Here is a 24,720-nt window from a genome sequence, read left to right as displayed (position 1 = left end):
TAACCCCACCAATTATTTGAATTCCAATGCCAAAGCGGCGCACCACGACTGGCCGCGCGCGCTCTGGGGCAACAACTTCAGCTGACGTCCTGTTTCATGCGGCGTAATGGTAATGGTCAGGTCCGGCTTTGGCAAAAAGCCTGTGCCTTTATCTGGCCACTCGATCAGGCACAGTGCGTCTTCATCGAAGTAATCACGAATGCCCATGTACTCCAGCTCTTCAGGGTCGACCAGGCGATAGAGGTCGAAGTGGAAGGCGCGGATTGCCCCAATCTCGTAGGGTTCAACCAGTGTGAACGTAGGGCTTTTGACTGCCCCGGTGTGGCCCAGACCACGAATAATCCCGCGTGACAGCGTGGTCTTGCCCGCCCCCAGGTCGCCCTCGAGAAAAATCAGCCCGGCGCCAGCCGTCACCTGAGCGATGCGATGACCGAACGCGACCATCGCGCCTTCATCGGCCAGGAAAAGGGTTACTTCAGACACGGCGACTGCTCCTCCAGCAATTGTCGAATGGCGGGTATCAGGTCGCTGGCGGCCAGGCCGCGACCAAAACTGCCCTGGCGATCCCCCGCCGTGGCGTGCAGCCACACGGCCAGGCAACCTGCTTCATAGGCTGGCATGCCCTGGGCAAGCAAAGCCCCCACCAAACCCGCCAGCACATCGCCAAGCCCGGCCGTGGCCATCGCCGGATGGCCCTGGTCACAGCGCGAAACACGTCCGTCCGGGCTGGCAATCAAACTGCCAGCACCCTTGAGGATAGCCACTGCATTGAATGTCTGACTTAAAACGCGCGCCACCTTAAGGCGGTCAGCCTGAACCTCGGCTGTCGTGATGCCCAACAAGCGCGCGGCCTCACCCGGATGCGGGGTGATCACCGAGTTGGCGGGCAAACTCACGCCGCCCTTCGCCAGCTGATTCAAGGCGTCGGCATCCCAGACTTGCGGCTGCCCGGCGTTGGCGGCGACGGACAGCAGGCTTTTACCCCAGGCAGCGTCCCCCAGACCCGGGCCGATCACGATGACGGAGATTTTTTCCAGCAGCCCCATCAGTTGGTTGGCAGAACTGACGCCAACGGTCATGACTTCCGGCAAGCGCGCCAACGCGGCAGGCACGTGCTCGGGCCGGGTCGCCAAAGAAACCATGCCGGCCCCGCTGCGCAGCGCGCTTTCGGCGCTCAGCAGTGCCGCGCCGCCAAAGCCGCGGTCACCGCCAATGACCAGCAGGTGGCCGAACAGGCCTTTATGGGCGTCCGGGGAGCGTGCAGCCAGTTGCGGCAAATGGCCGGGCAACAAGGGCTGCACGTCGGTTATTTCGTGTTTTGTCTGCGGCATGCGTCTTCAAGCTCCGATGTCTGGCAGAATTATACGCATCTAACCTGTGGTTTCCCGTGTCTCATGCCTGCTATTACCTCCGATCTGCCCGCCCTCGCCCAATCGATCAAAGACTGGGGCCGCGAGTTGGGCTTTCAACAAGTCGGCATCAGCGGCCTGGACCTGGCCGAGCATGAACAACACTTGCAACGCTGGCTCGACGCGGGTTACCACGGCGAGATGGAGTACATGGGCGCCCACGGCAGCAAACGCTCGCACCCCGATGAACTGGTGCCGGGCACCTTGCGCGTGGTCTCACTGCGCATGGATTATCTGCCGGGCGACACGCAAATGGCGCAGTTGCTGGCAAAGCCGGAAAAAGCCTACATCTCGCGCTACGCCCTGGGCCGCGACTATCACAAGCTGATCCGCAAGCGCGTGCAGCAACTGGCCGACCGCATCCAGGCGCAGATTGGGCCATTCGGCTTTCGCGCATTTGTCGACAGCGCGCCGGTGCTGGAAAAAGCCATCGCCGAAAAGGCCGGCCTCGGCTGGATCGGCAAAAACACGCTGGTGCTCAACCGCAAGGCCGGCAGCTATTTCTTCCTGAGCGAGCTGTTTGTCGACTTGCCGCTCCCCGTCGACCCGCCCCACAGCACCGAGCACTGCGGCCGCTGTACCGCTTGCCTGGACATTTGCCCGACCAACGCGTTCGTCGGACCCTACGTGCTCGACGCCCGGCGCTGCATTTCCTACCTGACCATCGAACTCAAGAACGCCATACCCGAAGACCTGCGCCCCCTGATCGGCAACCGGGTGTTCGGCTGCGATGACTGTCAGATCGTTTGCCCGTGGAATCGTTTCGCCCGCGCCACCGGCGAAAGCGATTTCAAGCCACGGCATAACCTGGACAACGCCGAGCTGGCCGAATTGTTTATGTGGGATGAGGAAAAATTCCTCAGCAGCACCGAAGGCTCGCCGCTGCGTCGTGCCGGTTATGAGCGCTGGCTGCGCAACCTGGCGGTGGGGTTGGGCAATGCACCGTCGAGCATTCCAGTGCTCGAAGCGTTGAAGGCACGCCGGGATTACCCGTCAGAATTGGTACGCGAACACGTCGAGTGGGCGCTGAATCAGCACGCCGCGCGTCAGTGTACGTCGTCGTTGTAGACAAACTTGGGCATTTCCCAGTGAAAACGGATCGCCAGCAGGCGCAATAGAAAACCGCTGAACAGGGTCAGCAGAATCGCCTGCTCGCTGGGCAGTTCCAGATACAGGCACAGCATGTAAAACCAGGCGGCGAGGAACGACACGCTGGCGTACAGCTCGCGTCGGAAGATCAGCGGAATGTCGTTGCAGAAGATGTCGCGCAGGATGCCGCCGAACACCCCGGTGATCACGCCACTGACCGAGGCCACCAGCATGCCGTGGCCCATTTCCAGGGCGGTCATGCAGCCGATCAACGTGAAGGCCACCAGCCCCAGGGCGTCCAGCGCCAGAAACAACGAGCGCAGGCGGCGCATCAGCGGCGCGATGAAGATCGTCACCAGTGCCGCGATGGAGGTCAGCACCAGGTATTCCGGGTGCTTGACCCACGTCAGCGGGTAATGCCCCAACAGCACATCGCGCACCGAACCACCGCCCAGGGCCGTGACGCAGGCGATCAGCACCACACCAAACCAGTCCATGCCGCGCCGGCCGGCGGACAAGGCACCGGTCATGGCTTCGGCGGTGATGGCGATGAGGTAGAGCATCAACAGCATGATGGCGATCCTTGCGATTAGGCCGGCAGTCTAATCATTTGGTGGTGGCACCAAAAGGGGGCATCTGGCGAAAGACCGCGTCGGCCCTATCGCAGGCAAGCCAGCTCCCACATTTTGAATGGGTTCACAAATCAACGTGTGGGAGCTGGCTTGCCTGCGATGAGGCCAAGGCAGGCACTGCAAATTCAAGCCTTGATGAAATGCTTGCGGTAATGCTGCAACTCGGCAATCGACTCGCGAATATCATCCAGCGCCAAATGGGTGCTGCCTTTATGGAAGCTGTCCTTGACTTCCGGCGCCCAGCGCGCGGCCAGCTCTTTGAGGGTGGACACGTCCAGGTTGCGGTAGTGGAAGTAACTTTCCAGCCCTTTCATGTGCGTATAAAGGAAGCGACGGTCCTGGCAGATACTGTTGCCGCAGATCGGCGACTTGCCCTTGGGCACCCACTTTTCCAGAAAGGCGATGGTTTCGGCTTCGGCTTCGGCCATGCTGATACGGCTGTCGCGCACGCGCTGGGTCAGGCCGGAGTTGCCGTGGGTGCGGGTATTCCACTCGTCCATGGTGGCGAGCACGGCGTCGCTGTGGTGGATCGCGATCACCGGACCTTCGGCCAAGGTGTTGAGGTTGCTGTCGGTGACAATGGTCGCCATCTCGATGATGACGTCAGTGTCGGGGTTCAGACCGGTCATTTCCAGATCGATCCAAATCAGGTTCTGTGGGTTTTGCATGGCTCTATTCTCTTGGCACCTTGGCTTAGCTGCGCAGTTTAGCAGGCAGGGGCGTGCTAGACTCGCGACCGTTTTACCCAACCTTTGCATTATCGAAACGGAACACCAATGGCCAAACGCCAGCTCAATCGCCGCCAAAACTGGCGCATCGAAAAGATTCAGGGTGAGCGCGCCGCTCGCGCTGCCAAACGTGAATCCTCCGCCGTGGAAGCGCTGGAAGGCGGCGACCTGGGCCCCGAACAAACGGGGCTGGTGATCGCGCACTTTGGTGTGCAGGTCGAGGTCGAGGCCCTCGAAGGCGAACTGGCCGGCCAGGTGTTCCGCTGTCACTTGCGCGCCAACCTGCCCGCACTGGTGACCGGTGATCAGGTGGTATGGCGCGCCGGCAACCAGGGGATCGGCGTTATCGTCGCCCAACTGCCGCGCACCACCGAGCTGCGTCGCCCGGACAGCCGCGGCCAGCTCAAGCCGGTGGCGGCCAACGTCGACATGATCGTGATCGTGTTCGCGCCCTTGCCCGAGCCCCATGCCAACCTGATCGACCGCTACCTCGTCGCCGCCGAGCACGCCGGCATCCGCCCGCTATTGCTGTTGAACAAATTCGATCTGATCGACGAGCAGAACGCTCCGGCGCTTAACGCGTTGCTGGCGGTTTACCGCACCCTGGGTTACCCGGTGCTGGAAGTCTCGGCGCATCACGGTAATGGCATGGAACAGCTGCAACAGCAGTTGGACGGGCGCATCAGCGTGTTTGTCGGCCAGTCGGGCGTGGGTAAATCCTCGCTGGTCAACAGCCTGTTGCCGGAAGTCGAAACCCGCGTGGGCCCGTTGTCGGAACTGTCCGGCCAGGGCACCCACACCACCACCACCGCGCGGTTGTTCCACTTCCCGGGCGGCGGTGAGCTGATCGACTCCCCGGGCATCCGCGAATTCGGCCTCGGCCACGTCAGCCGCAGCGACGTGGAAGCGGGCTTCATCGAGTTCAACGACCTGATCGGCACCTGCCGCTTCCGCGACTGCAAACACGACCGCGAGCCGGGGTGTGCCTTGCTCAAGGCGCTGGAAGAGGGCCGCGTTCAGCAGCAGCGGATGAACAGCTACCGGTCGATCATTGCGAGCTTGCCGGAGAGCAGTTACTAATCTTTGTGGCGAGGGAGCTTGCTCCCGCCGGGGTGCGCAGCGCCCCTAAAAAAGCTGGGGACTGCTGCGCGGTCCAGCGGGAGCAAGCTCCCTCGCCACAGAAAGATCATTCCGCCTTAGGCGCCGTAGGATCCTTCACCCCACCATCATCAAACAGGTTCAGCTTCTGCCGCAGTTCATGGGCCGGCAACGGCTCCTGCCCCGGTGGGATGGCATTCGGGTCCGCCGGCACTTCACCCGGCGCACCTTCACCCGGCGTCGGAGCGGGCGCGGCACCTTGATCCCCTTCAATCGCACGCTGGGCCTTTTTGGTCAGCACCACGATGTCGATCCGGCGGTTGACCGGGTTGAACGGATCCTGTTGATCAAACAACTGCGAAGAGGCAAAGCCCACCACCCGCGCCACTTGCGGGTCCGGGTAGCTGCCCGCCACCAGCGCACGGCGTGCGGCGTTGGCACGGTTGGCCGACAGCTCCCAGTTGCCGAAGTCGCCCTGCCCCGCGTAAGGCTTGGCGTCGGTGTGGCCGCTGATGCTGATCTTGTTCGGCACCGCTTTAATGGTATCGGCCATGGCCAGCAGGATGTCTTCAAAATACGGTTTCAGGCGCGCGCTGCCGGAGTCGAACATCGGCCGGTTGGCGGCATCGGTGATCTGGATACGCAGCCCCTCAGGCGTGATCTCGAAGGAAATCTGGTCCTTGAATTTGAGCAGTTGCGGGTTTTCTTCGACCTTGGTCTGCAGCTCCTGCAGCAGCAATTCCAGGCGTTCCTTCTCGACCTGCTCGGCCATGGTCTCGACCTTTTCGCGCTCGATCGGAATATTTTCCTGCGGCGATTCGGTCTTGATTTCCGGGTTGATGGTGCGCTCGGGCGCCAACTGCGGCGAGCCGCCCAGGTCGATCACAAACGGCGTGCCGCTTTCCGAAAAGCCGATCGGGTCCTTGAAATAACCGGCGATGGCGATCTTCTGTTCCGGCGTAGCGGTGGACATCAGCCACAGCACCAGGAAGAACGCCATCATCGCCGTCGCGAAGTCGGCAAAGGCGATTTTCCAGGCGCCGCCATGGTGCCCCGCAGCGAAGCGCTTGACGCGCTTGATGATTATCGGCTGGTTGTTTTCCATGACTTAACGACCGCGAACCGCTTGTTCCAACTCGGCAAAACTTGGGCGGTGTTTCGGGTACAGCACCTTGCGCCCGAACTCCACCGCCAGCGATGGCGGCATGCCCGACGCCGAAGCCACCAGGCAAGCCTTGATCGCTTCGTACAGATTCACTTCTTCCTTGGCATCGTGGGCCAGGGAGGTGGCGAGCGGGCCGAAAAAACCATAGGCCGCGAGAATACCGAAGAAGGTACCGACGAGGGCCGCGCCCACGTGCATGCCGATGGCCTTCTGGTCACCTTCGCCCAGGGACGCCATGGTCACCACGATACCCAGTACCGCCGCGACGATACCGAAACCGGGCATGCCGTCGGCGATGCCGGTCACCGCGTGTGAGGGGTGCTCCAGCTCTTCCTTCAGGCTGAACAGCTCCATGTCGAACAGACCTTCCAGCTCGTGGGGAGCCATGTTGCCGGAAGACATGATGCGCAGGTAATCACAGATGTACGCGGTCATGCGCTCATCTTTGAGCACGGCCGGGTACTTGGCGAAAATCGGGCTGGCGGCGGCGTCTTCGATGTCGCCCTCGATGGCCATCATGCCTTCGCGGCGGCTCTTGTTGAGGATCTCGTAGATCAGCCCCAGCACATCCAGGTAGAAGGTGTGGGAGAAGCGCGAGCTGAACATGCCCAGTGATTTCTTGACCACATGCATGGTCATGTATCCGGGGTTGGCCTGCAGGAATGCACCAAACGCAGCACCCCCAATAATCAGCACTTCAAAAGGCTGGATCAGCGCGGCAATTTTACCGTGGGACAGAACGTATCCACCCAGCACGCTTGCGATGACGACGATGATGCCGATAATTTTAGCCATAGGGGTTTTGTACTTGCGCCGTCGGGTTCATGGACATATTGGGTGTAGCTGAAAAACTCTTGTTCTACTTATCGGCAAAACTGCGCCAGACTATAGCCCGTTAAGGCGAAAAGCCAATTCGGCCCGTTCCGGGCGTGTTGAACGCAAGTGATGATCGCGCCCCAATCATGGCCAATGAAACGACAGTCCCAACTGCAAAACCCACCACCCTCGCCGCGTGGATCAAGCGCCTGGACGATGTGTTGTTGCCCGTCCCGCAAGCCAGCCACGAGCGCGTGTGCAAAGCCATTCGCGACAGCCGCAGTTCATTGCGAGACATTGCCGAGCTGATGCAAAACAGCCCGGCGCTGGTGCTCGCGGTGATGCGCGAAGCCAACAGCCATACCCATGGCAGCCTGTCGGAGCCGGCGGAAAACCTCGAAATCGCGCTGAACCGCCTGGGCCTGAAACGCGCCGAAGCATTGCTGGTGCGTCTGCCCTCGGTACCCGAGAAAGAAATTCCTGTGGCGCTGCGCCAACTGCTGCTGATCAGCCAGCATGCCTCCCAACAAGCCAACGGTTTGTTCGCCAGCCGACTTGCGCGGCTGTGGCAGGACATTCATTGGGGCAGCCTGCTGTTTCTGTCGCCGTTGTGGCCGATGGCCGTGGCCTTTCCCAAACTGCTGGAAGAATGGGAACTGCGGGTGATCCACAAAGGCCAGTCGGCGCGCCGGGTCGAGCATGAACTGTTCGGCGTACGTCTGCTGGACCTGTGCCTGGGCCTGACCGAAGCCTGGCACCTGCCGATCTGGGTATCCCAGGGCTACACCCTGCTATTGACCGAGCAACGTTTGCTGGTCAAGGCGCTGCACATCGCCCGCGAAGATGACGCCCTGCGCCATCAACAACGGCTGGATGCCGAACCCAACCTGCGACGCTGGTTGAACCAGCCCGCCAACACCGTATTGCTGGCCAACGGGCTGGCGATGTCGGCTCAGGAATCCTGGACCTGCCCGCACACCGAGCGCTGGCAATACCTCACCGCGCTTTACCTGCAAGCGCCGCTGGGCGACGTGCAGCAGCAGGTTCACCAGCAAGCCGTCACCAGCGCCCGCACCACCTTGATGCCCGACCTGTGGCACCCGGCGCTGTCGCTGATCTGGCCGTGGCATGTGCAGAAGGTCCACCGCGGTTTGCTGCCGGCGCCACCGCCCACTGCCGAATCGTTAGCCGTCTGGCGCAAACGCTGCACCGAGCTGCTCGTCGAACCGAGCCGATTTGCCAACGCCATGCACCTGACCACCTGCGCCAGGGAAGCTCTGGTTGCCAGCGGCATGCAGCGCGTGTTGCTGTTTATGGCGGACCGCGCCCTGAGCACCTTGCGCGTGCACCAGGCCGACGGATTGCCCAGGGACGCCGCACACCTGAGCCTGGACGTGGTCAACAGCACGCTGCTGCAGCGCCTGCTGGAAAAATCCGCCCAGGTGCGCCTCACCCCGGCCAATCACGCACAATTCTCTGCACTGCTGCCACCGATCCTGCGCCGGCTGTTCACCGGCGAACATTTGCTGCTGCGCTCACTGAGCTGCAATGGTCGCGTGGTGATGCTGATGGTCGCCGACCAGGGCGGCGGGCCGTTCTCGGAGACGACGGTGCAAGCCTTTGGTAAAACCGCTCAATGCATCGAAAAGGCGCTGCACAGCTTTACCAACCGCAGCGCCTGATGCTTGCGCTACAATCGTCCTCTTTTATCGCCAACATTTGTGCCCAGGAGACCTCACATGCCTGACTTCTCTGGCTTGCCGCTGGTGATCGAATCCAGCGACCTGCAAGGTCGCCTTGATGCCGAACACCTGATTCTGGTGGACCTCACCAGCGCCGCCCGCTACGCCGAAGGGCACATCCCCGGCGCGCATTTTGTTGACCCCAAGCGCACCCAGCTGGGCCAGCCACCGGCGCCCGGTCTGCTGCCCCACAAGGCCGACCTGGAAAAACTCTTCGGCGAACTGGGCCACACCCCGGACGCGACCTACGTGGTTTATGACGACGAAGGCGGCGGCTGGGCCGGGCGTTTTATCTGGATGCTCGACGTGATCGGTCACCAGAAATACCACTACCTCGACGGCGGCCTGCTGGCCTGGCTGGAAGAAAAATACCCGGTGAGCACCGACGTGCCTTCGCCTGTCGGTGGCCCGGTCAGCCTGACCTTGCACGACGGCCCGACCGCCACCCGCGAATACCTGCAAAGCCGTCTGGGCGCCGCCGACCTGGGCATCTGGGACGCACGTGGCCCGCTGGAATATTCCGGCGAGAAAGTCCTGGCAGCCAAGGGCGGCCACATTCCCGGCGCGGTGAACTTCGAATGGACCGCCGGCATGGACAAGGCGCGCAACCTGCGCATCCGCCGCGACATGCCGCAGATCCTCGAAGACCTCGGGCTGACCCGCGACAAAGAAATCATCACCCACTGCCAGACTCACCACCGCTCTGGCTTCACCTACCTGGTGGCCAAGGCGCTCGGTTATCCGCGAGTCAAAGGTTATGCCGGTTCCTGGGGCGAATGGGGCAACCACCCCGACACCCCCGTTGAGATTTAAGGTTTAAGGACACGTAATGAAAAAGCAGTTGTTTATCCTCAGCCAGTACTTGCTGCCGCACCACTTGTTGTCGCGCCTGGCAGGTTGCATCGCCGAATGCCGCGTGCGCTGGTTCAAGAACGCGTTCACGGCATGGTTCGCCAAACGCTATCAAGTGGACATGTCCCAGGCGCTGGTTGAAGACCTGACCGCCTACGAGCATTTCAACGCCTTCTTCACCCGCGCCCTGAAAGACGGCGCCCGCCCGCTGGATCAAACGCCGGACGCGGTCCTTTGCCCGGCCGACGGTGCGATCAGCCAGCTCGGCCCGATCGAACACGGTCGTGTGTTCCAGGCCAAAGGCCACAGTTTCAGCGTGCTGGAGTTGCTGGGTGGCGATGCCGCGTTGTCCGCGCCATTCATGGGCGGTGATTTCGCCACTGTTTACCTGTCGCCGAAGGACTACCACCGCGTGCACATGCCATTGGCCGGCACCCTGCGCGAAATGGTCTACATTCCCGGGCGCATTTTCTCGGTGAACCAGACTACGGCCGAAAACGTCCCGGAGCTGTTCGCCCGCAACGAGCGCGTTGCCTGCATTTTCGACACTGAACGCGGCCCGATGGCCGTGGTGCTGGTGGGTGCGATGATTGTGGCGTCGATTGAAACCGTGTGGGCCGGGCTGGTAACGCCGCCGAAACGCGAGCTGAAAACCTTCCGCTACGACGAAGCGGCGCGTGCGCCGATTCATCTGGAAAAAGGTGCGGAATTGGGCCGATTCAAACTGGGTTCGACCGCGATCGTGCTGTTCGGGCCGGACCAGGTGAAGTGGGCGCAAGAGTTGGCAGCGGGTACGCCAGTACAAATGGGTCAGGGCATGGCACTGCCAAAAGCCTGACCCTTCGATCGTTCCCACGCTCCGCGTGGGAATGCATCCGGTGACGCTCCGCGTCACGCTCTTAAAGCTGACGCAGAGCGTCAAAGGCGGCATTCCCACGCAGAGCGTGGGAACGATCAGTCGATCAGATGGGTTTAGAGCTGACCGTCGCGGTCGCGAAAGCCCAGCAGATACAGCACACCATCCAGACCCAGCGTGGAAATCGCCTGCTTGGCCGACTGCTTCACCAGCGGCTTGGCGCGGAATGCCACACCCAGCCCGGCAATCGCCAGCATCGGCAAGTCATTCGCTCCGTCGCCGACCGCGATGGTCTGCTCCAGACGCAAGCCTTCCTTGTGGGCCAATTCCTTCAGCAGATCAGCCTTGCGCTGCGCGTCGACAATCGGCTCGACCGCCACGCCGGTCACTTTGCCATCCACCACTTCCAGCTCGTTTGCGAACACATAGTCGATGCCCAGCTTGGCCTGCAGTTGCTTGGCAAAGTAAGTGAAGCCGCCCGACAGAATCGCCGTCTTGTAGCCCAGGCGCTTGAGTTCCGCGAACAGGGTTTCGGCGCCTTCGGTCAGGCGCAACGAAGCACCGATGGAATCCAGCACGCTCACGTCCAGACCTTTGAGCAACGCCAGGCGCTCCTTGAAGCTGGCACGGAAATCCAGCTCGCCGGCCATGGCGCGCTCAGTGATCTCAGACACCTGCTCGCCCACGCCGGCCGCCTTGGCGAGTTCGTCGATGACTTCGGCTTCGATCAGCGTCGAGTCCATGTCAAACACCGCCAGGCGGCGGTTGCGGCGGAACAGCGAGTCTTCCTGGAAGGCGATGTCGACATTCAGCTCTTGCGCCACGCTGAGGAATTCGGCGCGCAGGGCTTGCGGATCGGCCGGTTCACCGCGCACGGAGAACTCGATGCAGCCCTTGCCTTTGTCCGCTGGCGTGTCCAACGGCATGCGACCCGACAAACGGTCGATATGGTCGATATTCAAGCCGTAGTGCGCGGTAATCGAGCTCACGCGCTGCAATTGTTCGGCGGTGACCTTGCGGGTCAGCAGCGTGACGATGTGACGTTTTTTGCCCTGCCCGTCCACCCAATGCTGGTAGTCGGCTTCGGAAACCGGAGTGAAACGCACCTGTTGATCCAGCTTGTACGCCGTAAACAGGATGTCCTTGAGTACCGACGACGCCTGCTCGGTGCTCGGGATTTCCACCAGGATGCCGAACGACAGGGTGTCGTGGATCACCGCCTGGCCGATGTCGAGAATGTTCACACCACCCTGGGCCAGTACACCGGTAATGGCGGCGGTGAGACCCGGGCGGTCTTCACCTGTGATGTTTATCAGGACAATTTCGCGCAAAGCGCACCCCCAGGCTGGAAAAAAACCGCATTCTACCCACTTTCAGTGACCATCGGGCACAGCCAGCGCTTTGCCGGTCCTAGGGCTGTCGCTATACTGCGCGTCAACTTCACGGACCAAGAGCCGAGCGCAAGTGAACCGGCCCACGCCAGTAAAAACCGATAACTTCTTCCTGCTGATCTTCCGGGCACTGCGCCATCGCCGTGTACCGATCGCATTACGCATCGCCAGCCATAACGTGATCCTGGTCGCTCTGGCCCTGGTGATCTACGCCTGCGTGATGGGTTTGCAGTTCAAGCAGGCCATGCATGAGCAAGCCGATGCGCTGGGCGCCAGCCTGACGACGCAGACGGCCACGTCGGCGACCGAGCTGTTGGTGTCCAACGACATCCTTAGCCTTAACGTGCTGCTCAATAACCTGACCAAGAACCCGCTGGTGGCCCACGCCGCCATCTATAGCGTGGACAACCGGATCATGGCCGAAGCCGGGCAGCGCCCGAAAAACGGCCTGCTGGGCGAGGCGGAAGGCCTGTATTCCAGCAATATTACGTTCCAGGACGTGAAGGCCGGCCAACTGCGCATCAGCCTGGACATGCAGCAATTCCAGCAGCCGATGACCATCAGCCTGCAGAGCATGGGCATCCTGAGCGCGATCCTGCTCGCGCTCGCCCTGGCCTTGAGCTTGCGTCTGGGGCGGCATATTTCCACGCCGCTGATGCAACTGCGCATTTGGCTGCGCGACATCGACGAACACACACCGGCCACCGACCGCCAGGACGAGATCGGCGACCTTGCGCGCCAATTGCACGCCAGTTTCGCCCCGGAGCCGGTGATTCCCGAAGCTCCACCCGAGCCTGAGTACGACGACACCGACTACAACGACGAACCCGAGTTTGAAGTGCGCGACCTGCGCGAGCCGGGCTTTGACGAAGAAGCGCCGGTAGCGCCCGCCAAGCCGGCGCCACGCCATGTGGTCAGGGCTGAAGAAGATGAACTGGACGACGAAGACCCGTTCGCTGACTTGCGAGACACATCGTCCGCCGCCCCAGCCGCCGCGCCAAAACCGGCACCGGCCCCTGTGAAGAACACCGAACCCCAGCACAGCGCGGTACTGGCCGTGCAACTGGGTGCCCAGGACCAACTGCGTCGCTTGCCTCGCGCTCGCCTGACGGAATTGCTGGAACGCTATCGCGACTGCCTCGACCAGGCGGCCTCGCTGTATCAGAGCGAGCTGCACACCCTCAACGACGGCAGCACGTTGATGCTGTTCCACAGCGAAGACAGCGGCGAAGACTACCTGACCAACGCCATCTGCTGCGGCGAGCTGTTGCGCGCCCTGGGCCACGCCCTGCAGATCGAAGTGGCTGACAGCGGCATTACCTTGCAGCTGCAACTGGGCCTGACCGTGGGTGACGACCTGTTTGGCATCAGCCAGATCGACCTGCTGCTCACCGAAAACGCCCAGGACGCGCTGGCTTTGTCGCAACACAGCCGTAACCTGCTGCTGGTGGAACGCAAGATCAGTGAAGATGCGCTGATCCGCCAGCGCGCACGCATCCGCCCGATCGCCAGCCCCGAGGGCGCGAGCTGTGTGGAGCGGTTGATGGAGCCTTACCCGTCGATGCTGGAACGCCAGTTGGCGCGGATGCACGAGACGCGTACCAAGACATAGACCCCTGTGGGAGCGGGCTTGCCCGCGATAGCGGAACATCAGTCGACATATCATTGGCTGAACCACCGCCATCGCGGGCAAGCCCGCTCCCACAAGGTGTGTGTGGCACGGCTCAAATCGCAGACAACAAAAAGGCCCGCTTACTCAGCGGGCCTTTTGTTTATGCGCGATTCAGATCAAAACCTGAACACTTCCATATCCGTACGAATCGGCGTTGCCATTGGCATCTTCGGCTTTTCCGGCGCTGCCGGCTTGGCCTGAGCCGGAGCCTGCTTGCGCGGCGCCTCGGCGACCGGCGGCTGGTTGGCCAATGGCTTGAGCGCCACCGACAACTGCTGCGCCAGGTGCTGCAGCAACACGCCCTGGGCCTGAACCTGAGAAGCGGTGGTGCCGGTGTGTTCTTCCTGCAGGTGCACGATGCGGTTGTCACGCACCTGGCCTCGGCGGTCGATCAAACGCCACTGCGCATCGAGGATCGCCGGCTGCGAAGCACCGGAGTCGAGACGGGTGATCGTCAGCAACACCTGCACATCCGGCGTGAAGCCGGTAGGCGCAGGTGCCAGCACCACACGCTGGCTGTCGAGATGACCGGCCACCTGGCGCAGCATCAACTGGTTGATATCGGCCGACAAACTGCCCGCCCAACGACCATCTGTGGAACCTTGCAGGCTGCCGTCGTTCTGACGTTGCAGCAGGGTTTCGCGTTGCAGGTAGTCAGCCACGACGACCGGGCCAAGCAATACGGCCATGCCCGCGGTTTGTGCTGGTTGAGCCGGACTTCCGCTGTCCAGCTGGTACAGCGACACCGGCTGGTGCGTGCTGCAACCCGCCAGCCCCAAAAGGCCAGCGAGCATCAAAAATAAAGGAAGGCGTGGAGCAGTCATCATCCCATCCAGGTGGCTGCCACAAGGCGAACCACAATGTAATACTAAAAATAACCTAAACACGCTCGGCCACGCCGGCGCTGGAAAGGCCATATCATCCGTGAATATGCGCCGTGACTCCAGCGTCATAGTGCCGATCTACGCGTTAAATCGTAGATCGGGGGCTCTAAAGTGCCTTAAACGGGTGTTTCCACCACTAAAGCGTCCACTCGCTGGAAGCCTCGCGGCAGCTTGTTACCGCGGCGGCCACGCTCACCCTTGTAGTGTTCAAGGTCGTCAGGACGCAGCGACAGCGTGCGCTTGCCGGCTTGAAGCACCAGGGTAGAGCCTTCCGGGATCACCGCGATGTCGGTCACATACTCTTCGCGACTGGCCACCCGCTCCCCTGGAATCCCGATGATCTTGTTGCCCTTGCCTTTGCCCAATTGCGGCAGGTCGCTGATCTTGAACACCAGCAAACGTCCTTCAGTGGTCACCGACGCCAGCCAGTTGCTCTCGCGGTCCTCCACTGTGCGCGGCAAAATCACCTTGGCGTTGTTCGGCAGGCTCAACAACGCCTTGCCCGCCTTGTTCTTGGCCTGCAGGTCTTCACCCTTGACCACAAAACCGTAACCCGCGTCGGAGGCGATCACGTACAGCGAATCGTCATCCGGCAGCAGCACACATTCGAAGTTCGCCCCCGGCGGCGGCGTCAAACGCCCGGTCAGCGGCTCGCCCTGACCCCGTGCCGACGGCAAGGTGTGGGCCGGCACAGAATAACTGCGCCCGGTGGAGTCGATAAACACCGCAAACTGGTTGGAGCGCCCGGCGGCGGCGGTCTTGAAGCCGTCGCCAGCCTTGTACGACAGGCCCGTGGCGTCAATATCATGCCCCTTGGCCGAACGAACCCAACCCTTTTCCGACAGAACGACGGTAATTTTCTCGTTCGGCAACAACTCGGTTTCTGTCAGGGCTTTCGCCTCAGCACGCTCAACGATTGGCGACCGACGGTCATCGCCATAGGTTTCGGCGTCCTTGATCAGCTCGCTGCGCACCAGTTTCTTGAGCTTGGCTTCGCTACCCAGCAGGGCTTGCAGCTTGGCTTGCTCCTTGAGCAGCGCGTCCTGTTCGTCGCGCAGCTTCATTTCTTCCAGCCGCGCCAACTGGCGCAAGCGGGTGTCGAGGATGTAATCGGCCTGAATCTCGCTCAGCTCGAAACGCGCAATCAGCTCGGCTTTCGGATGCTCGGCGGTACGGATGATGTGGATCACTTCGTCCAGATTGAGATAGGCAATCAACAAACCGTCCAACAGGTGCAGGCGGCGCTCGACCTTGTCCAGACGGAATTGCAGGCGGCGACGCACGGTCTGCACGCGGAACTCCAACCACTCCACCAGCAGGTTGCGCAGGTTTTTCAGTTGCGGCTTGCCATCCAGGCCGATGATGTTGACGTTGACCCGGTAGCTGGATTCAAGATCGGTGCTGGCAAACAGATGCTGCATCAGCACTTCGTGGTCTACCCGGCTGTTGGTCGGGATGATCACGATGCGGCATGGGTTTTCGTGGTCGGATTCGTCACGCAGGTCGGCAACCTGCGGCAACTTCGACGGTTTGGCCTGCATCAGCGCGGCAATCTGCTCCAGCACCTTGGCACCGGACACCTGATGCGGCAGCGCGGTGAGAATGATGTCGCCGTCTTCAATGTGGTAAACGGCGCGCATGCGCACCGAGCCCTTGCCGGTTTCGTACATCTTCAACAGGTCGGCACGCGGCGTGATGATTTCCGCTTCGGTCGGGTAATCCGGGCCCTGGATATGTTCGCAAAGCTGCTCGACCGTGGCTTTGGGCTCATCAAGCAAACGCACGCAGGCCGTGGCGACCTCGCGCAGGTTGTGCGGCGGTACGTCGGTGGCCATACCGACAGCAATGCCGGTGGTGCCATTGAGCAGGATATTCGGCAAACGTGCCGGCAACACCAGCGGTTCGTCGAGAGTACCGTCGAAGTTAGGGCCCCAGTCAGCGGTGCCCTGCCCCAATTCGCTCAGCAGCACTTCCGAATAACGCGACAGCCGCGCTTCGGTGTACCGCATGGCGGCGAAGGACTTGGGATCGTCCGGCGCCCCCCAGTTACCCTGGCCGTCGACCAGCGTGTAGCGATAGCTGAACGGCTGCGCCATCAACACCATGGCTTCGTAGCACGCCGAATCGCCGTGGGGGTGGAACTTGCCAAGTACGTCACCGACCGTACGCGCGGACTTCTTGTGCTTGGAATCGGCGTCCAGGCCCAACTCACTCATGGCATAGATGATGCGCCGTTGCACGGGTTTCAGGCCGTCGCCGATATGCGGCAAAGCACGGTCCATGATCACGTACATGGAGTAGTTGAGGTAGGCATTTTCGGTGAATTCAGCCAGCGACCGGCGTTCTACGCCGTCTAAGCTGTCTGCGAGGATGTCACTCATGCGGGCCTCATCATTTGGTAAGACGCAGCGAAAATGTCGCGACGTCGGGTCAATTCAAGAACATTCAAATTCATGGCTGGGCACTCCAACCACCCGCCGGGGCGGCGAAACGATAGACCACCGGGCGCTTTTCACCATCGGCGCGCGGGCCGAAGTTGTTGTCGATGCCCAACCAGGCGCCCTCGGCATCCACCACCAGCGCTTCGGCCAGGCCGTAAGGCTGAGCGTAACGCCGGTTCGGCGTCAGGGTCTCGTCGGCAAACGACCAGCACAGCTCTACTTTGGCGGTGACGGTATCGCGCCGGCAAATCCGGAACGCATTGCGCTCCAGAGTAAACAGTTTGCCGTTGAACAGCGCCAGGTCGGCAAAATCCCTGGACACCGCCTTGGCGTTGGTGAACTGCGCCGGCTGGACTTCCTGGCCCGCCTCGCTGAGCAACACACAAGGGCCGTCACAATCCCATACGCTCTGGCCGCGCTTGATGGAGATCAACCCACGTCGCTCACGTTCGGCTGCCAGCCATATCTGATTGCCTTGCGGGTTAATCGCAAGGCCTTCGAACAACGCATTGAAATGCAGCAACATGCCGCTGGCCCTGGCCTCACGCACCATGCCCGGGGCAATTTTCAACCACTCGGGCGCGCCATTCACCGGCACTTGCAGCACCGCCGCATGGGCTTCGCTGACAACGTAGCGGTTACCGGCACCGTCACAGGTGATGCCTTCAAAATCCAGGTCGCCACCGCGAATGAACGAGGCGGCCTTGGTGCGCGAACGCAACCCCCAGGGCAGACCGGACTCGGGCACCGGCGGCACGTCGATTTTTACCGCCTCGGCCTGCCAGGTCGGCGCACTGATATCCAGACGGTAAATCTGGTCGTCATCACGGTCCGAGACCGTCCACAACTCCTTGCCGCACAACGCCAGGCCCGACAGGTTGCCGCCGCGCATGCCGTCCACCGGGTGTTCGGACACGAGCGTAAGCTCAGCCACGGGCGCGGCAGCCACTTCGGTGGCCGCCAGCCCGCTCAACATCAGGATCGCCAGGGCAAAGCCTGTGCGCATCAGCCCAGCACCTCGGCGAGGTTGCCTTTGGATTCCAGCCAGGACTTGCGGTCCGGCGCGCGTTTCTTCGCCAGCAACATGTCCATCATTTCCGAGGTGGCGGCGAAGTCGTCGAGGGTCAACTGCACCAGGCGACGGGTGTTCGGGTCCATGGTGGTTTCGCGAAGTTGCGGCGGGTTCATTTCACCCAGGCCTTTGAATCGCGTGACCTGCGGCTTACCGCGCTTCTTCTCGGCCACCAGGCGGTCGAGGATGCCATCGCGCTCGGCTTCGTCGAGGGCGTAGAAAATCTCTTTGCCCAGGTCGATGCGGTACAACGGCGGCATGGCCACATAAACGTGACCGGCATCCACCAGCGCGCGGAAGTGCTGCACGAACAGCGCGCACAACAAGGTGGCAATGTGCAGGCCGTCGGAGTCGGCGTCGGCGAGGATGCAGATCTTGCCGTAGCGCAGCTGGCTCATGTCCGCCGCGCCCGGGTCTACGCCAATGGCCACGGCGATGTTGTGCACTTCCTGGCTGGCCAGCACTTCACTGCCATCGACTTCCCAGGTGTTGAGGATCTTGCCGCGCAACGGCAGGATCGCCTGGAACTCCTTGTCCCGCGCTTGTTTGGCGGAACCGCCGGCGGAGTCCCCTTCCACCAGGAACAGCTCGGAGCGCATCGGGTCTTGCCCGGCGCAGTCAGCCAGCTTGCCGGGCAATGCCGGGCCCTGGGTGATCCGCTTGCGTTCGACCTTCTTGCTGGCCTTCAGCCGGCGGCCGGCGTTGTTGATCGCCAGTTCCGCCAGGGCCAGGCCCAGTTCAGGGTGTTCGTTGAGCCACAGGCTGAACGCGTCCTTGACCACGCCAGACACAAACGCCGCCGCCTCGCGGGACGACAGGCGCTCTTTGGTCTGGCCGGAAAATTGCGGCTCCTGCATTTTCATCGACAGCACGAACGCAATGCGCTCCCACACGTCTTCCGGCGCCAGCTTCACACCGCGCGGCAGCAAACTACGGTATTCGCAGAATTCGCGCATGGCGTCCAGCAAGCCCTGGCGCAACCCGTTGACGTGGGTGCCGCCCTGTGCGGTCGGGATGAGGTTGACGTAGCTTTCCTGCACGCTGTCGCCGCCTTCGGGCAACCACAGCAGCGCCCAGTCGACGGCTTCTTTATTACCGGCCAGGCTGCCGCAGAACGGCTCGTTGGGCAGGCGCTCGAACTCACTGACGGAGTCTTCGAGGTAAGAGCGCAGGCCGTCTTCGTAATGCCACTCGACCTTTTCACCGGTGCCTTTGTCTTCAAAGGTCACCAGCAGGCCGGGGCACAACACGGCCTTGGCCTTGAGCACGTGCTTGAGGCGGCTGATGGAAAATTTTGGCGAATCGAAGTATTTCGGGTCCGGCGCAAAGTACACGCTGGTGCCGGTGTTGCGCTTGCCAACGCTGCCGATCACCGCCAGGTCGGTGGCTTTGTAGCCATCGGCGAAGGTCATCTCGTATTCGTTGCCATCGCGCTTGACCCGCACCCGCACCAGTGTGGACAGGGCGTTGACCACCGAAATACCCACACCGTGCAAACCGCCGGAGAACTGGTAGTTCTTGTTGGAGAACTTGCCGCCCGCGTGGAGCTTGGTGAGGATCAGCTCGACGCCCGGCACACCTTCTTCCGGGTGAATGTCCACCGGCATGCCGCGACCGTCGTCGGACACTTCCAGGGAGTGGTCGGCGTGAAGAATGACATGCACCGACTTGGCGTGGCCGGCCAGGGCTTCGTCGACACTGTTGTCGATGACTTCCTGGGCGAGGTGATTCGGCCGGCTGGTGTCGGTGTACATGCCGGGGCGTTTGCGCACCGGGTCGAGGCCCGAGAGGACTTCGATGGCGTCGGCGTTATAAGAGCTAGCGCTGGGAGTGGCCATGGGGTCTCGTCGTGAGTCGTTCGATTAAAAAGTGACCTTCGGTTCTTACAATGACGAAAAATCGAAGGATTGATACTGATCAGGGCCAATGCCGGCAAAACTCAACATCGCCGGCAACTGCCGGGCGAACCCCTGGTAACCATGGTCGCCGCCGGCCTGGATGCGCAAGGCGCAGGCCCGGTAATACTGCTGGGCGAGGCGATAATCCAGTGTTTCATCACCGGTCTGCAACCACACCTGATAACGCGCGGCGTCCTGGGGCGCCGGGACTTCCAGCTCGGCCAGGGCCGTGACGTGGTCCTGGGTCAGTTCCCAGGTTTCATCGGTGTAGTGGTTCTTCTGGGTACCCAGGTAGCCGTCGAACATCCGATGGGGGCTGACGGCCGGGTTGACCAGCAGCGCCTTGAGGCCGTGGCGTTCAGCAAGATGGGTTGCATAGTAGCCGCCGAGTGAGCTGCCGACCAGCAGCGGCCGTCCGAGTTGCGCAATGGCCTCCTCCAATTGAGGAATTGCCTGACGCGGATGGTGATGCAGGGCCGGCACGCGCAGCTGGTCGGCCAGGCCGAGGCTGTTCATCACGGTGATCAACTGGCTGGCCTTGTTGGAGGCGGGTGCGCTGTTGAAACCGTGAATATACAAGATCGAAGCGGGCATGCCGGGCTCTCCATGCTTGTGCCAAAGAAGCGCAGTTTACAGGGATCGGGGTGGTGTGTGAGCACCTCAATCGTCAAGACACCGAAGGTCCCATGTGGGAGCTGGCTTGCCTGCGATAGCGGTCTGCCTGCCAATAAATGTATGACTGACACACCGCTATCGCAGGCAAGCCAGCTCCCACATTTTTGATCAGTGTTTGCAGCTTTTAATAGCCGTTGCTGCCGTAATCGATGGTAAAGGCGAAGTTCTGGACCCGCTCCACACCCGTCTCCAACCGTCCGTCGGCATGCAGACGAAGCCACCGATACCCTGGCGCCTGCTCGCTGACCTTGAAGTCTTCGCTGCCGGGCGCGAACTGGATGCACGTAGAAGGAGAGGCCAACAGCCGCACGCCATTGCGTTCGCGGTCGATTTCCTGGTGCACATGCCCCCACAGCACCGCCCTGACCTGAGGAAAACGGTCCAGCACGGCAAACAACGCCTCCGGGTTGCGCAGGCCGATAGGCTCCATCCACGCGCAGCCAATCGGTACCGGGTGATGGTGGAAACACACTAGGTGATGCCGGTTCGGCGCCTCGCTAAGGGCCTGGGCAAGCAATTGCAGCTGTTGATCCTGCAGATAACCCGGGACGGAACCGGGCACCGCCGAATCCAGCAGGGTGACGCGCCAGTTGCCGATATCGACCACCGGCTCCAGCAAATCGCTGTGCACGGCGGCGTGGGCCATGATTTGCGGTTCGTCGTGGTTGCCGGGAATCCAGCGCGCCGGAGCGTCGATTTGCCGGGTCAGGTCACGAAACTGTTGATAAGACGCCAGCGTGCCGTCCTGAGACAAATCCCCCGTGGCCAGCACCAGGTCAATCTGCGGTTGCTGCTCGCGCACCCGCTCGATCACCCGTTGCAGGCTTTCGCGGGTGTTCATGCCCAGCAGCGCGCCGTCGGCCTCGGCAAACAGGTGGCTGTCGGACAACTGCACCAGCAACGCCGGTGCATCAGGGTTCACGGTGGATACGCTCGGCAAGGCGCTCTCCCAGGGCAGTCACAGGAATAGTCATTGGCGCGATTATGCTGGGGCAGGACACAAGAGGAAACCAGGGGAAGCAGATGCAGTTCACATCTACCGCACAACTTCGAACTCGTGGCCCAGGGCCAGGCAATGGCTCAACCACTCGCCGAGGAACACATTGAGTTGTGCTTTCTCATCGGGCTGGTGCATGAACACGTTGGGGTAAGGATAGATGCTGCGAAAACGGCGCGCATGCTCGGCGCTGACCACTTCGGCCATCCGCGCGTCGTGGTAGACCTGCACTTCCAATTGCGGCACCGGCAGCCACGGCAGGCTGTGTTCCTGGCGCACACGCAGGGTGGTGGTGTACGGGCAATTGATGATCACCTCAAGCGCCAGCACGCCGAGCATCTGATCGCCGTGAGTGACAGCAATGCGCCGCGCCTCGGGGGCGTGGCGCATGTCGGGGAGCAAACGCATCAGCCGCGCATAGTTGGCCTCGCAGGCGGCTTGCAGCCCGATCAGGTCAACCCGGTAACGTTCCCGTGCCTTTACTGCCATAACCCCCTCACTTCCGCGCGATTAAGCGCAAGCCATTGCAGGGCGATAATGCTGGCTGCGTTGGAAATTTTGCCGTCACGCACCGCCTGCAGGGCGTCTTCGAATGCCCAGGCGGTGACGCGGATATCTTCTGCCTCTTCTTCCAGTCCATGGACGCCACCGGCGCCTGTGCTGTCGCAACGGCCCAGGTACAAGTGAACAAATTCGGTACTGCCGCCCGGCGAAGGAAAATACTTGGTAATGGGCCACAGCGCGGAGAACGTCAGCCCAGCTTCCTCCTCGGCTTCGCGGTGCGCAACCTCCTCCGGCTCTTCATCCTTGTCGATCAGGCCGGCGACCATCTCCACCAGCCACGGGTTGTCGGTACGGCCCATGGCGCCGACGCGGAACTGCTCGATCAACACCACTTCATCACGCTGCGGGTCGTAAGGAAGCACGCATACGGCGTCATGACGCACAAAGACTTCACGGTTGATCACCCGGCTCATGCCACCGTCGAATTTCTCGTGGCGCAGTTGCACGCGATCAAGCCTGTAGAAGCCCTTGTAGGCATTGTCGCGCTGAACGATTTCGATCGTGTTCGGCGTCGATTTGGCAATGTCCGTCATATTCACCTTCGCTGTGCCCGTGCAATTCGCGCCATCCTAACGCGCCAACGCCCTCGGTGCAGCCCCTTTCCGGTTGCCGGGATAGACGGCGGACGTCAAACTCACTCTAATCAGCTTAGTGGCGAACTGACTGCTTTGTTCGCAGTCCAAGCGCTACTCTTTTTCGCTCTCCATCGATTTGTGAAGGACACCCATGTCGCTTTTGAAAATCGCCTCCGTGGCCTGTATCGCCTTGACCCTGGGTGCCTGCCAGAGCCTGTTCCAGCCCAGCTACCTGAAGCCGCTGGACACTAAAGCGGACGCCTCGGAACAAATCAAACCCGGCTGCACCAGCCCTGATTGCCCGCTGGTGAACATCGACACCGTGCACTTCCCCAGCGAGCCCCAGCTCGACAGCATCGTGGAACAGCGCCTGCTGCAAATGACCCGCACCACACCGGGCGCCAGCGTGCCGCCGACCTTGAATGCCTACCGCGACAAATTCCTGCGCGAATCGCCGGACCGCAACAGCATGTACCTGCAAGCCAAGGTACGCGAACAGCATGACGGACTGGTGATCATCGAAGTCTCCAGCTACCTCGATACCGGCGCCGCCCATGGCGAGCCGGGCCGTGGTTTCATCAACTATTCGCGCCTGCAGCACAAAGAGCTGAGCCTGACCGACATGCTGTTGCCAGGCCAGGAGCAGGCGTTCTGGAACACCGCGAAGGTCGCCCACAACAGCTGGCTGATCAATTCGCAGATGGACCGCGACCCCGAGTTCGTGAAGAACTGGCCGTTCCAGAAAACCCCGAACGTGGCCCTGACCAGCGCAGGCGTGGTGCTCAAGTACAACGTGGCGACCATCGGCCCTTACGCGTTGGGGCTGATCGAAATGACCATCCCCTACGCGCGCCTTACCGGTGTGCTCAAACCTGAACTGATGCCCGCGCGCCACTGACCGCACGGCTCAGCACCCATTGCAGCAGCCCTGCCAGCACCAGCGCCGGCAGGGTCGCGCCCACATCCGGATACAGGTTGGCCAACACGTGGTAGGTGGCGATGCCGCCCAGCCATGCCACCAGCGCTGGCCAATGCAGGCCGGCCATGCGGCCCTGGCGACGGCGGCGCAGAATGAAGTGATCCACCAGCACCACGCCGAACAGCGGCGCAAACACCGAGCCGATCAGCAGCAGGAAGTTCTGGTACTGCGCCAGCGGCGCAAGGCAGGCGATCAGGGTGCAGATCACACCGATGGCCAAGGCCAGGCGCTCGACTTTCAGACGCACCAGCATCCCGCTGGAGACGGCCGCCGAATGGATGTCGGCGAAGGCGTTTTCCGACTCGTCCAGCAGAATCAACAGCAGCGGAATACCCAGGCCAGCGCCGGCCAGCGCGAGCAACAGCGCGTTCACTTCACCGCTGGGCGCAAATGCCAGGGTGTAAGCCACGCCCAGGCTCATCAGCCAGAAATTACCGATAAAGAAGCCCAGCGCGGTGCCGCCGAACACACTCTTGGCGCGCTTGCCGAAACGTGAGTAATCGGCAATCAGCGGCAGCCACGACAGCGGCATGGCGATAGCGATGTCAAAACCCACGGCAAACGGCATCGAGCCGTCGCCGGATTTGGCCCAGAGGGCGGCCAGGTCGGCTTTGGCGAACAGGTTCCAGGTCAGCCACAGGCAGGCGGCCAGCAGCAGCCAGATGCCCCACTTGCGCAGGATTTGCCGCACGAAGGTCAGCGGGCCGCTGACCGCCAGCAAGGTCGCCAAGCCACCGAAAAACAGGGTCCACAGCAACGGGCTGGCGAGCAGGCTGCCTTCGCTGAAAGCTCGCGTGCCGAGCAGGCTGGCGGCATCGCGCATCACGATGATTTCGAACGAGCCCCAGCCGATCAGCTGCAGGAGGTTCAGCAATGCGGGCAGGCTCGCGCCTTTGGCGCCGAGGCTGAGTTTAAGCGCGGCCATGGCCGACAGGCCGGTGTCGCTGCCGATCACGCCGACGGCGGCGAGCAGCAACACGCCCACCAGCGTGCCGAGAAAAATTGCCAGCAACGAGCCGGACAAGCCCAGGCCCGGCGCGAGGAGTGCGCCGGTCTGCAGGACCATCAGGCCGATGCCGAGGGAGAACCACAGGGAGAACAGGTCGCGGGCGCCGAACACGCGCTTGTCAGCGGGGACTGCGATGTCCGGGGAATAAGTACTGGGTTGAATGCTCAAGGGTGTTA

The 24,720-nt window shown here is 61.9% G+C and carries 23 protein-coding genes; 7 read left to right on the top strand and 16 right to left on the bottom strand.

The window, feature by feature from the left end; translation table 11 throughout:
- Positions 1-12: 12 nt before the first annotated feature.
- Positions 13-483: a tRNA (adenosine(37)-N6)-threonylcarbamoyltransferase complex ATPase subunit type 1 TsaE gene (gene tsaE, locus ATI14_RS09760; RefSeq protein ID WP_016972608.1), complete on the bottom strand. Its 471-nt coding sequence runs from the start codon at positions 481-483 to the stop codon at positions 13-15.
- On the bottom strand, positions 471-1,331 hold the full coding sequence (locus ATI14_RS09755) for an NAD(P)H-hydrate dehydratase (protein ID WP_016972609.1): 861 nt from the start codon (positions 1,329-1,331) through the stop codon (positions 471-473). The genes tsaE and ATI14_RS09755 overlap by 13 nt, the downstream gene beginning before the upstream one ends.
- A 63-nt stretch (positions 1,332-1,394) precedes the next feature.
- Here ATI14_RS09755 and queG point away from each other — a divergent pair, with 63 nt between their 5' ends.
- The gene (gene queG, locus ATI14_RS09750) at positions 1,395-2,477 is read left to right on the top strand and encodes a tRNA epoxyqueuosine(34) reductase QueG (RefSeq protein WP_016972610.1); all 1,083 of its coding nucleotides are present in this window, start codon (positions 1,395-1,397) and stop codon (positions 2,475-2,477) included.
- Here queG and ATI14_RS09745 read toward each other — a convergent pair.
- The gene (locus tag ATI14_RS09745) at positions 2,456-3,073 is read right to left on the bottom strand and encodes a trimeric intracellular cation channel family protein (protein WP_176997469.1); all 618 of its coding nucleotides are present in this window, start codon (positions 3,071-3,073) and stop codon (positions 2,456-2,458) included. The genes queG and ATI14_RS09745 overlap by 22 nt on opposite strands.
- A 182-nt stretch (positions 3,074-3,255) precedes the next feature.
- Complete coding sequence (gene orn / locus ATI14_RS09740; RefSeq protein WP_003171343.1) at positions 3,256-3,798, bottom strand: oligoribonuclease; 543 nt, start codon at positions 3,796-3,798, stop codon at positions 3,256-3,258.
- A 108-nt stretch (positions 3,799-3,906) separates the two neighbouring features.
- Here orn and rsgA point away from each other — a divergent pair, with 108 nt between their 5' ends.
- Complete coding sequence (rsgA, locus tag ATI14_RS09735) at positions 3,907-4,938, top strand: small ribosomal subunit biogenesis GTPase RsgA (RefSeq protein WP_016972612.1); 1,032 nt, start codon at positions 3,907-3,909, stop codon at positions 4,936-4,938.
- Between the two features lie 106 nt (positions 4,939-5,044).
- On the opposite strand, the gene motB is transcribed toward rsgA, so the two are convergent.
- The gene (motB, locus tag ATI14_RS09730; protein WP_016972613.1) at positions 5,045-6,061 is read right to left on the bottom strand and encodes a flagellar motor protein MotB; all 1,017 of its coding nucleotides are present in this window, start codon (positions 6,059-6,061) and stop codon (positions 5,045-5,047) included.
- Between the two features lie 3 nt (positions 6,062-6,064).
- Positions 6,065-6,916, bottom strand: coding sequence for a flagellar motor stator protein MotA (gene motA, locus ATI14_RS09725; RefSeq protein WP_016972614.1), 852 nt, complete (start codon positions 6,914-6,916; stop codon positions 6,065-6,067).
- Between the two features lie 167 nt (positions 6,917-7,083).
- On the opposite strand from motA, the gene ATI14_RS09720 reads away from it, so the two are divergent.
- Genes ATI14_RS09720 through asd form a run of 3 tightly spaced genes read left to right on the top strand, consistent with a single transcriptional unit; the run spans position 7,084 to position 10,369 of the window.
- Positions 7,084-8,619 (top strand): HDOD domain-containing protein, encoded by a 1,536-nt coding sequence (locus ATI14_RS09720; protein WP_016972615.1) that lies wholly within the window; start codon positions 7,084-7,086, stop codon positions 8,617-8,619.
- Between the two features lie 57 nt (positions 8,620-8,676).
- On the top strand, positions 8,677-9,492 hold the full coding sequence (locus ATI14_RS09715; protein ID WP_017253563.1) for a rhodanese-like domain-containing protein: 816 nt from the start codon (positions 8,677-8,679) through the stop codon (positions 9,490-9,492).
- A gap of 16 nt (positions 9,493-9,508) precedes the next feature.
- Complete coding sequence (gene asd, locus ATI14_RS09710; protein WP_016972617.1) at positions 9,509-10,369, top strand: archaetidylserine decarboxylase; 861 nt, start codon at positions 9,509-9,511, stop codon at positions 10,367-10,369.
- Positions 10,370-10,503: 134 nt separating this feature from the next.
- On the opposite strand, the gene serB is transcribed toward asd, so the two are convergent.
- Entirely contained in the window at positions 10,504-11,718 is a 1,215-nt protein-coding gene (gene serB / locus ATI14_RS09705) for a phosphoserine phosphatase SerB (protein WP_016972618.1), read from the bottom strand.
- 133 nt (positions 11,719-11,851) lie between these two features.
- On the opposite strand from serB, the gene ATI14_RS09700 reads away from it, so the two are divergent.
- Positions 11,852-13,390, top strand: coding sequence for an AhpA/YtjB family protein (locus ATI14_RS09700; protein ID WP_016972619.1), 1,539 nt, complete (start codon positions 11,852-11,854; stop codon positions 13,388-13,390).
- 176 nt (positions 13,391-13,566) lie between these two features.
- On the opposite strand, the gene ATI14_RS09695 is transcribed toward ATI14_RS09700, so the two are convergent.
- The 8 genes from ATI14_RS09695 to ATI14_RS09660 all read right to left on the bottom strand — a co-directional run bounded on the left by ATI14_RS09695 (position 13,567) and on the right by ATI14_RS09660 (position 22,514).
- Positions 13,567-14,274 carry a PqiC family protein gene (locus tag ATI14_RS09695; RefSeq protein WP_026082909.1) on the bottom strand — a complete coding sequence of 236 codons (708 nt, stop codon included), beginning with the start codon at positions 14,272-14,274 and terminating at the stop codon, positions 13,567-13,569.
- A 176-nt stretch (positions 14,275-14,450) separates the two neighbouring features.
- Positions 14,451-16,715: a DNA topoisomerase IV subunit A gene (gene parC, locus ATI14_RS09690; protein WP_016972621.1), complete on the bottom strand. Its 2,265-nt coding sequence runs from the start codon at positions 16,713-16,715 to the stop codon at positions 14,451-14,453.
- 70 nt (positions 16,716-16,785) lie between these two features.
- Positions 16,786-17,781 carry an esterase-like activity of phytase family protein gene (locus ATI14_RS09685; protein ID WP_080520638.1) on the bottom strand — a complete coding sequence of 332 codons (996 nt, stop codon included), beginning with the start codon at positions 17,779-17,781 and terminating at the stop codon, positions 16,786-16,788.
- Positions 17,781-19,685, bottom strand: a complete 1,905-nt coding sequence (gene parE / locus ATI14_RS09680) for a DNA topoisomerase IV subunit B (protein WP_016972623.1) — start codon at positions 19,683-19,685, stop codon at positions 17,781-17,783. Before parE ends, ATI14_RS09685 begins: the two co-directional genes overlap by 1 nt.
- A 45-nt stretch (positions 19,686-19,730) precedes the next feature.
- Positions 19,731-20,339: a YqiA/YcfP family alpha/beta fold hydrolase gene (locus ATI14_RS09675; protein WP_016972624.1), complete on the bottom strand. Its 609-nt coding sequence runs from the start codon at positions 20,337-20,339 to the stop codon at positions 19,731-19,733.
- A 205-nt stretch (positions 20,340-20,544) separates the two neighbouring features.
- Positions 20,545-21,360 carry a 3',5'-cyclic-AMP phosphodiesterase gene (gene cpdA, locus ATI14_RS09670; RefSeq protein ID WP_016972625.1) on the bottom strand — a complete coding sequence of 272 codons (816 nt, stop codon included), beginning with the start codon at positions 21,358-21,360 and terminating at the stop codon, positions 20,545-20,547.
- 96 nt (positions 21,361-21,456) lie between these two features.
- Positions 21,457-21,906, bottom strand: coding sequence for a DUF1249 domain-containing protein (locus ATI14_RS09665; protein ID WP_016972626.1), 450 nt, complete (start codon positions 21,904-21,906; stop codon positions 21,457-21,459).
- Complete coding sequence (locus ATI14_RS09660; protein WP_016972627.1) at positions 21,897-22,514, bottom strand: NUDIX domain-containing protein; 618 nt, start codon at positions 22,512-22,514, stop codon at positions 21,897-21,899. The genes ATI14_RS09665 and ATI14_RS09660 overlap by 10 nt, the downstream gene beginning before the upstream one ends.
- A 193-nt stretch (positions 22,515-22,707) precedes the next feature.
- Between ATI14_RS09660 and ATI14_RS09655 the strand changes: the two genes are divergently transcribed.
- Complete coding sequence (locus tag ATI14_RS09655) at positions 22,708-23,454, top strand: RsiV family protein (protein ID WP_016972628.1); 747 nt, start codon at positions 22,708-22,710, stop codon at positions 23,452-23,454.
- Here ATI14_RS09655 and cytX read toward each other — a convergent pair.
- Complete coding sequence (gene cytX, locus ATI14_RS09650; protein ID WP_016972629.1) at positions 23,423-24,712, bottom strand: putative hydroxymethylpyrimidine transporter CytX; 1,290 nt, start codon at positions 24,710-24,712, stop codon at positions 23,423-23,425. The two genes, ATI14_RS09655 and cytX, sit on opposite strands and share 32 nt — an antisense overlap.
- Positions 24,713-24,720 lie beyond the last annotated feature (8 nt).

The organism is Pseudomonas tolaasii NCPPB 2192, assembly GCF_002813445.1.
Lineage (GTDB): Bacteria > Pseudomonadota > Gammaproteobacteria > Pseudomonadales > Pseudomonadaceae > Aquipseudomonas > Aquipseudomonas tolaasii.
This window is presented reverse-complemented; position numbering and strand designations above follow the sequence as displayed.

Bases quoted from the DNA above. Each gene is read 5' to 3' on its own strand.
- parE (WP_016972623.1), bottom strand. From the start codon at position 19,685: ATGGCCACTCCCAGCGCTAGCTCTTATAACGCCGACGCCATCGAAGTC.
- ATI14_RS09715 (WP_017253563.1), top strand. From the start codon at position 8,677: ATGCCTGACTTCTCTGGCTTGCCGCTGGTGATCGAATCCAGCGACCTG.
- ATI14_RS09695 (WP_026082909.1), bottom strand. From the start codon at position 14,274: ATGACTGCTCCACGCCTTCCTTTATTTTTGATGCTCGCTGGCCTTTTG.
- rsgA (WP_016972612.1), top strand. From the start codon at position 3,907: ATGGCCAAACGCCAGCTCAATCGCCGCCAAAACTGGCGCATCGAAAAG.
- ATI14_RS09675 (WP_016972624.1), bottom strand. From the start codon at position 20,339: ATGCCCGCTTCGATCTTGTATATTCACGGTTTCAACAGCGCACCCGCC.
- ATI14_RS09685 (WP_080520638.1), bottom strand. From the start codon at position 17,781: ATGCGCACAGGCTTTGCCCTGGCGATCCTGATGTTGAGCGGGCTGGCG.
- orn (WP_003171343.1), bottom strand. From the start codon at position 3,798: ATGCAAAACCCACAGAACCTGATTTGGATCGATCTGGAAATGACCGGT.
- ATI14_RS09720 (WP_016972615.1), top strand. From the start codon at position 7,084: ATGGCCAATGAAACGACAGTCCCAACTGCAAAACCCACCACCCTCGCC.
- motA (WP_016972614.1), bottom strand. From the start codon at position 6,916: ATGGCTAAAATTATCGGCATCATCGTCGTCATCGCAAGCGTGCTGGGT.
- ATI14_RS09660 (WP_016972627.1), bottom strand. From the start codon at position 22,514: ATGACGGACATTGCCAAATCGACGCCGAACACGATCGAAATCGTTCAG.
- ATI14_RS09655 (WP_016972628.1), top strand. From the start codon at position 22,708: ATGTCGCTTTTGAAAATCGCCTCCGTGGCCTGTATCGCCTTGACCCTG.
- ATI14_RS09755 (WP_016972609.1), bottom strand. From the start codon at position 1,331: ATGCCGCAGACAAAACACGAAATAACCGACGTGCAGCCCTTGTTGCCC.
- motB (WP_016972613.1), bottom strand. From the start codon at position 6,061: ATGGAAAACAACCAGCCGATAATCATCAAGCGCGTCAAGCGCTTCGCT.
- ATI14_RS09665 (WP_016972626.1), bottom strand. From the start codon at position 21,906: ATGGCAGTAAAGGCACGGGAACGTTACCGGGTTGACCTGATCGGGCTG.
- queG (WP_016972610.1), top strand. From the start codon at position 1,395: ATGCCTGCTATTACCTCCGATCTGCCCGCCCTCGCCCAATCGATCAAA.
- asd (WP_016972617.1), top strand. From the start codon at position 9,509: ATGAAAAAGCAGTTGTTTATCCTCAGCCAGTACTTGCTGCCGCACCAC.
- parC (WP_016972621.1), bottom strand. From the start codon at position 16,715: ATGAGTGACATCCTCGCAGACAGCTTAGACGGCGTAGAACGCCGGTCG.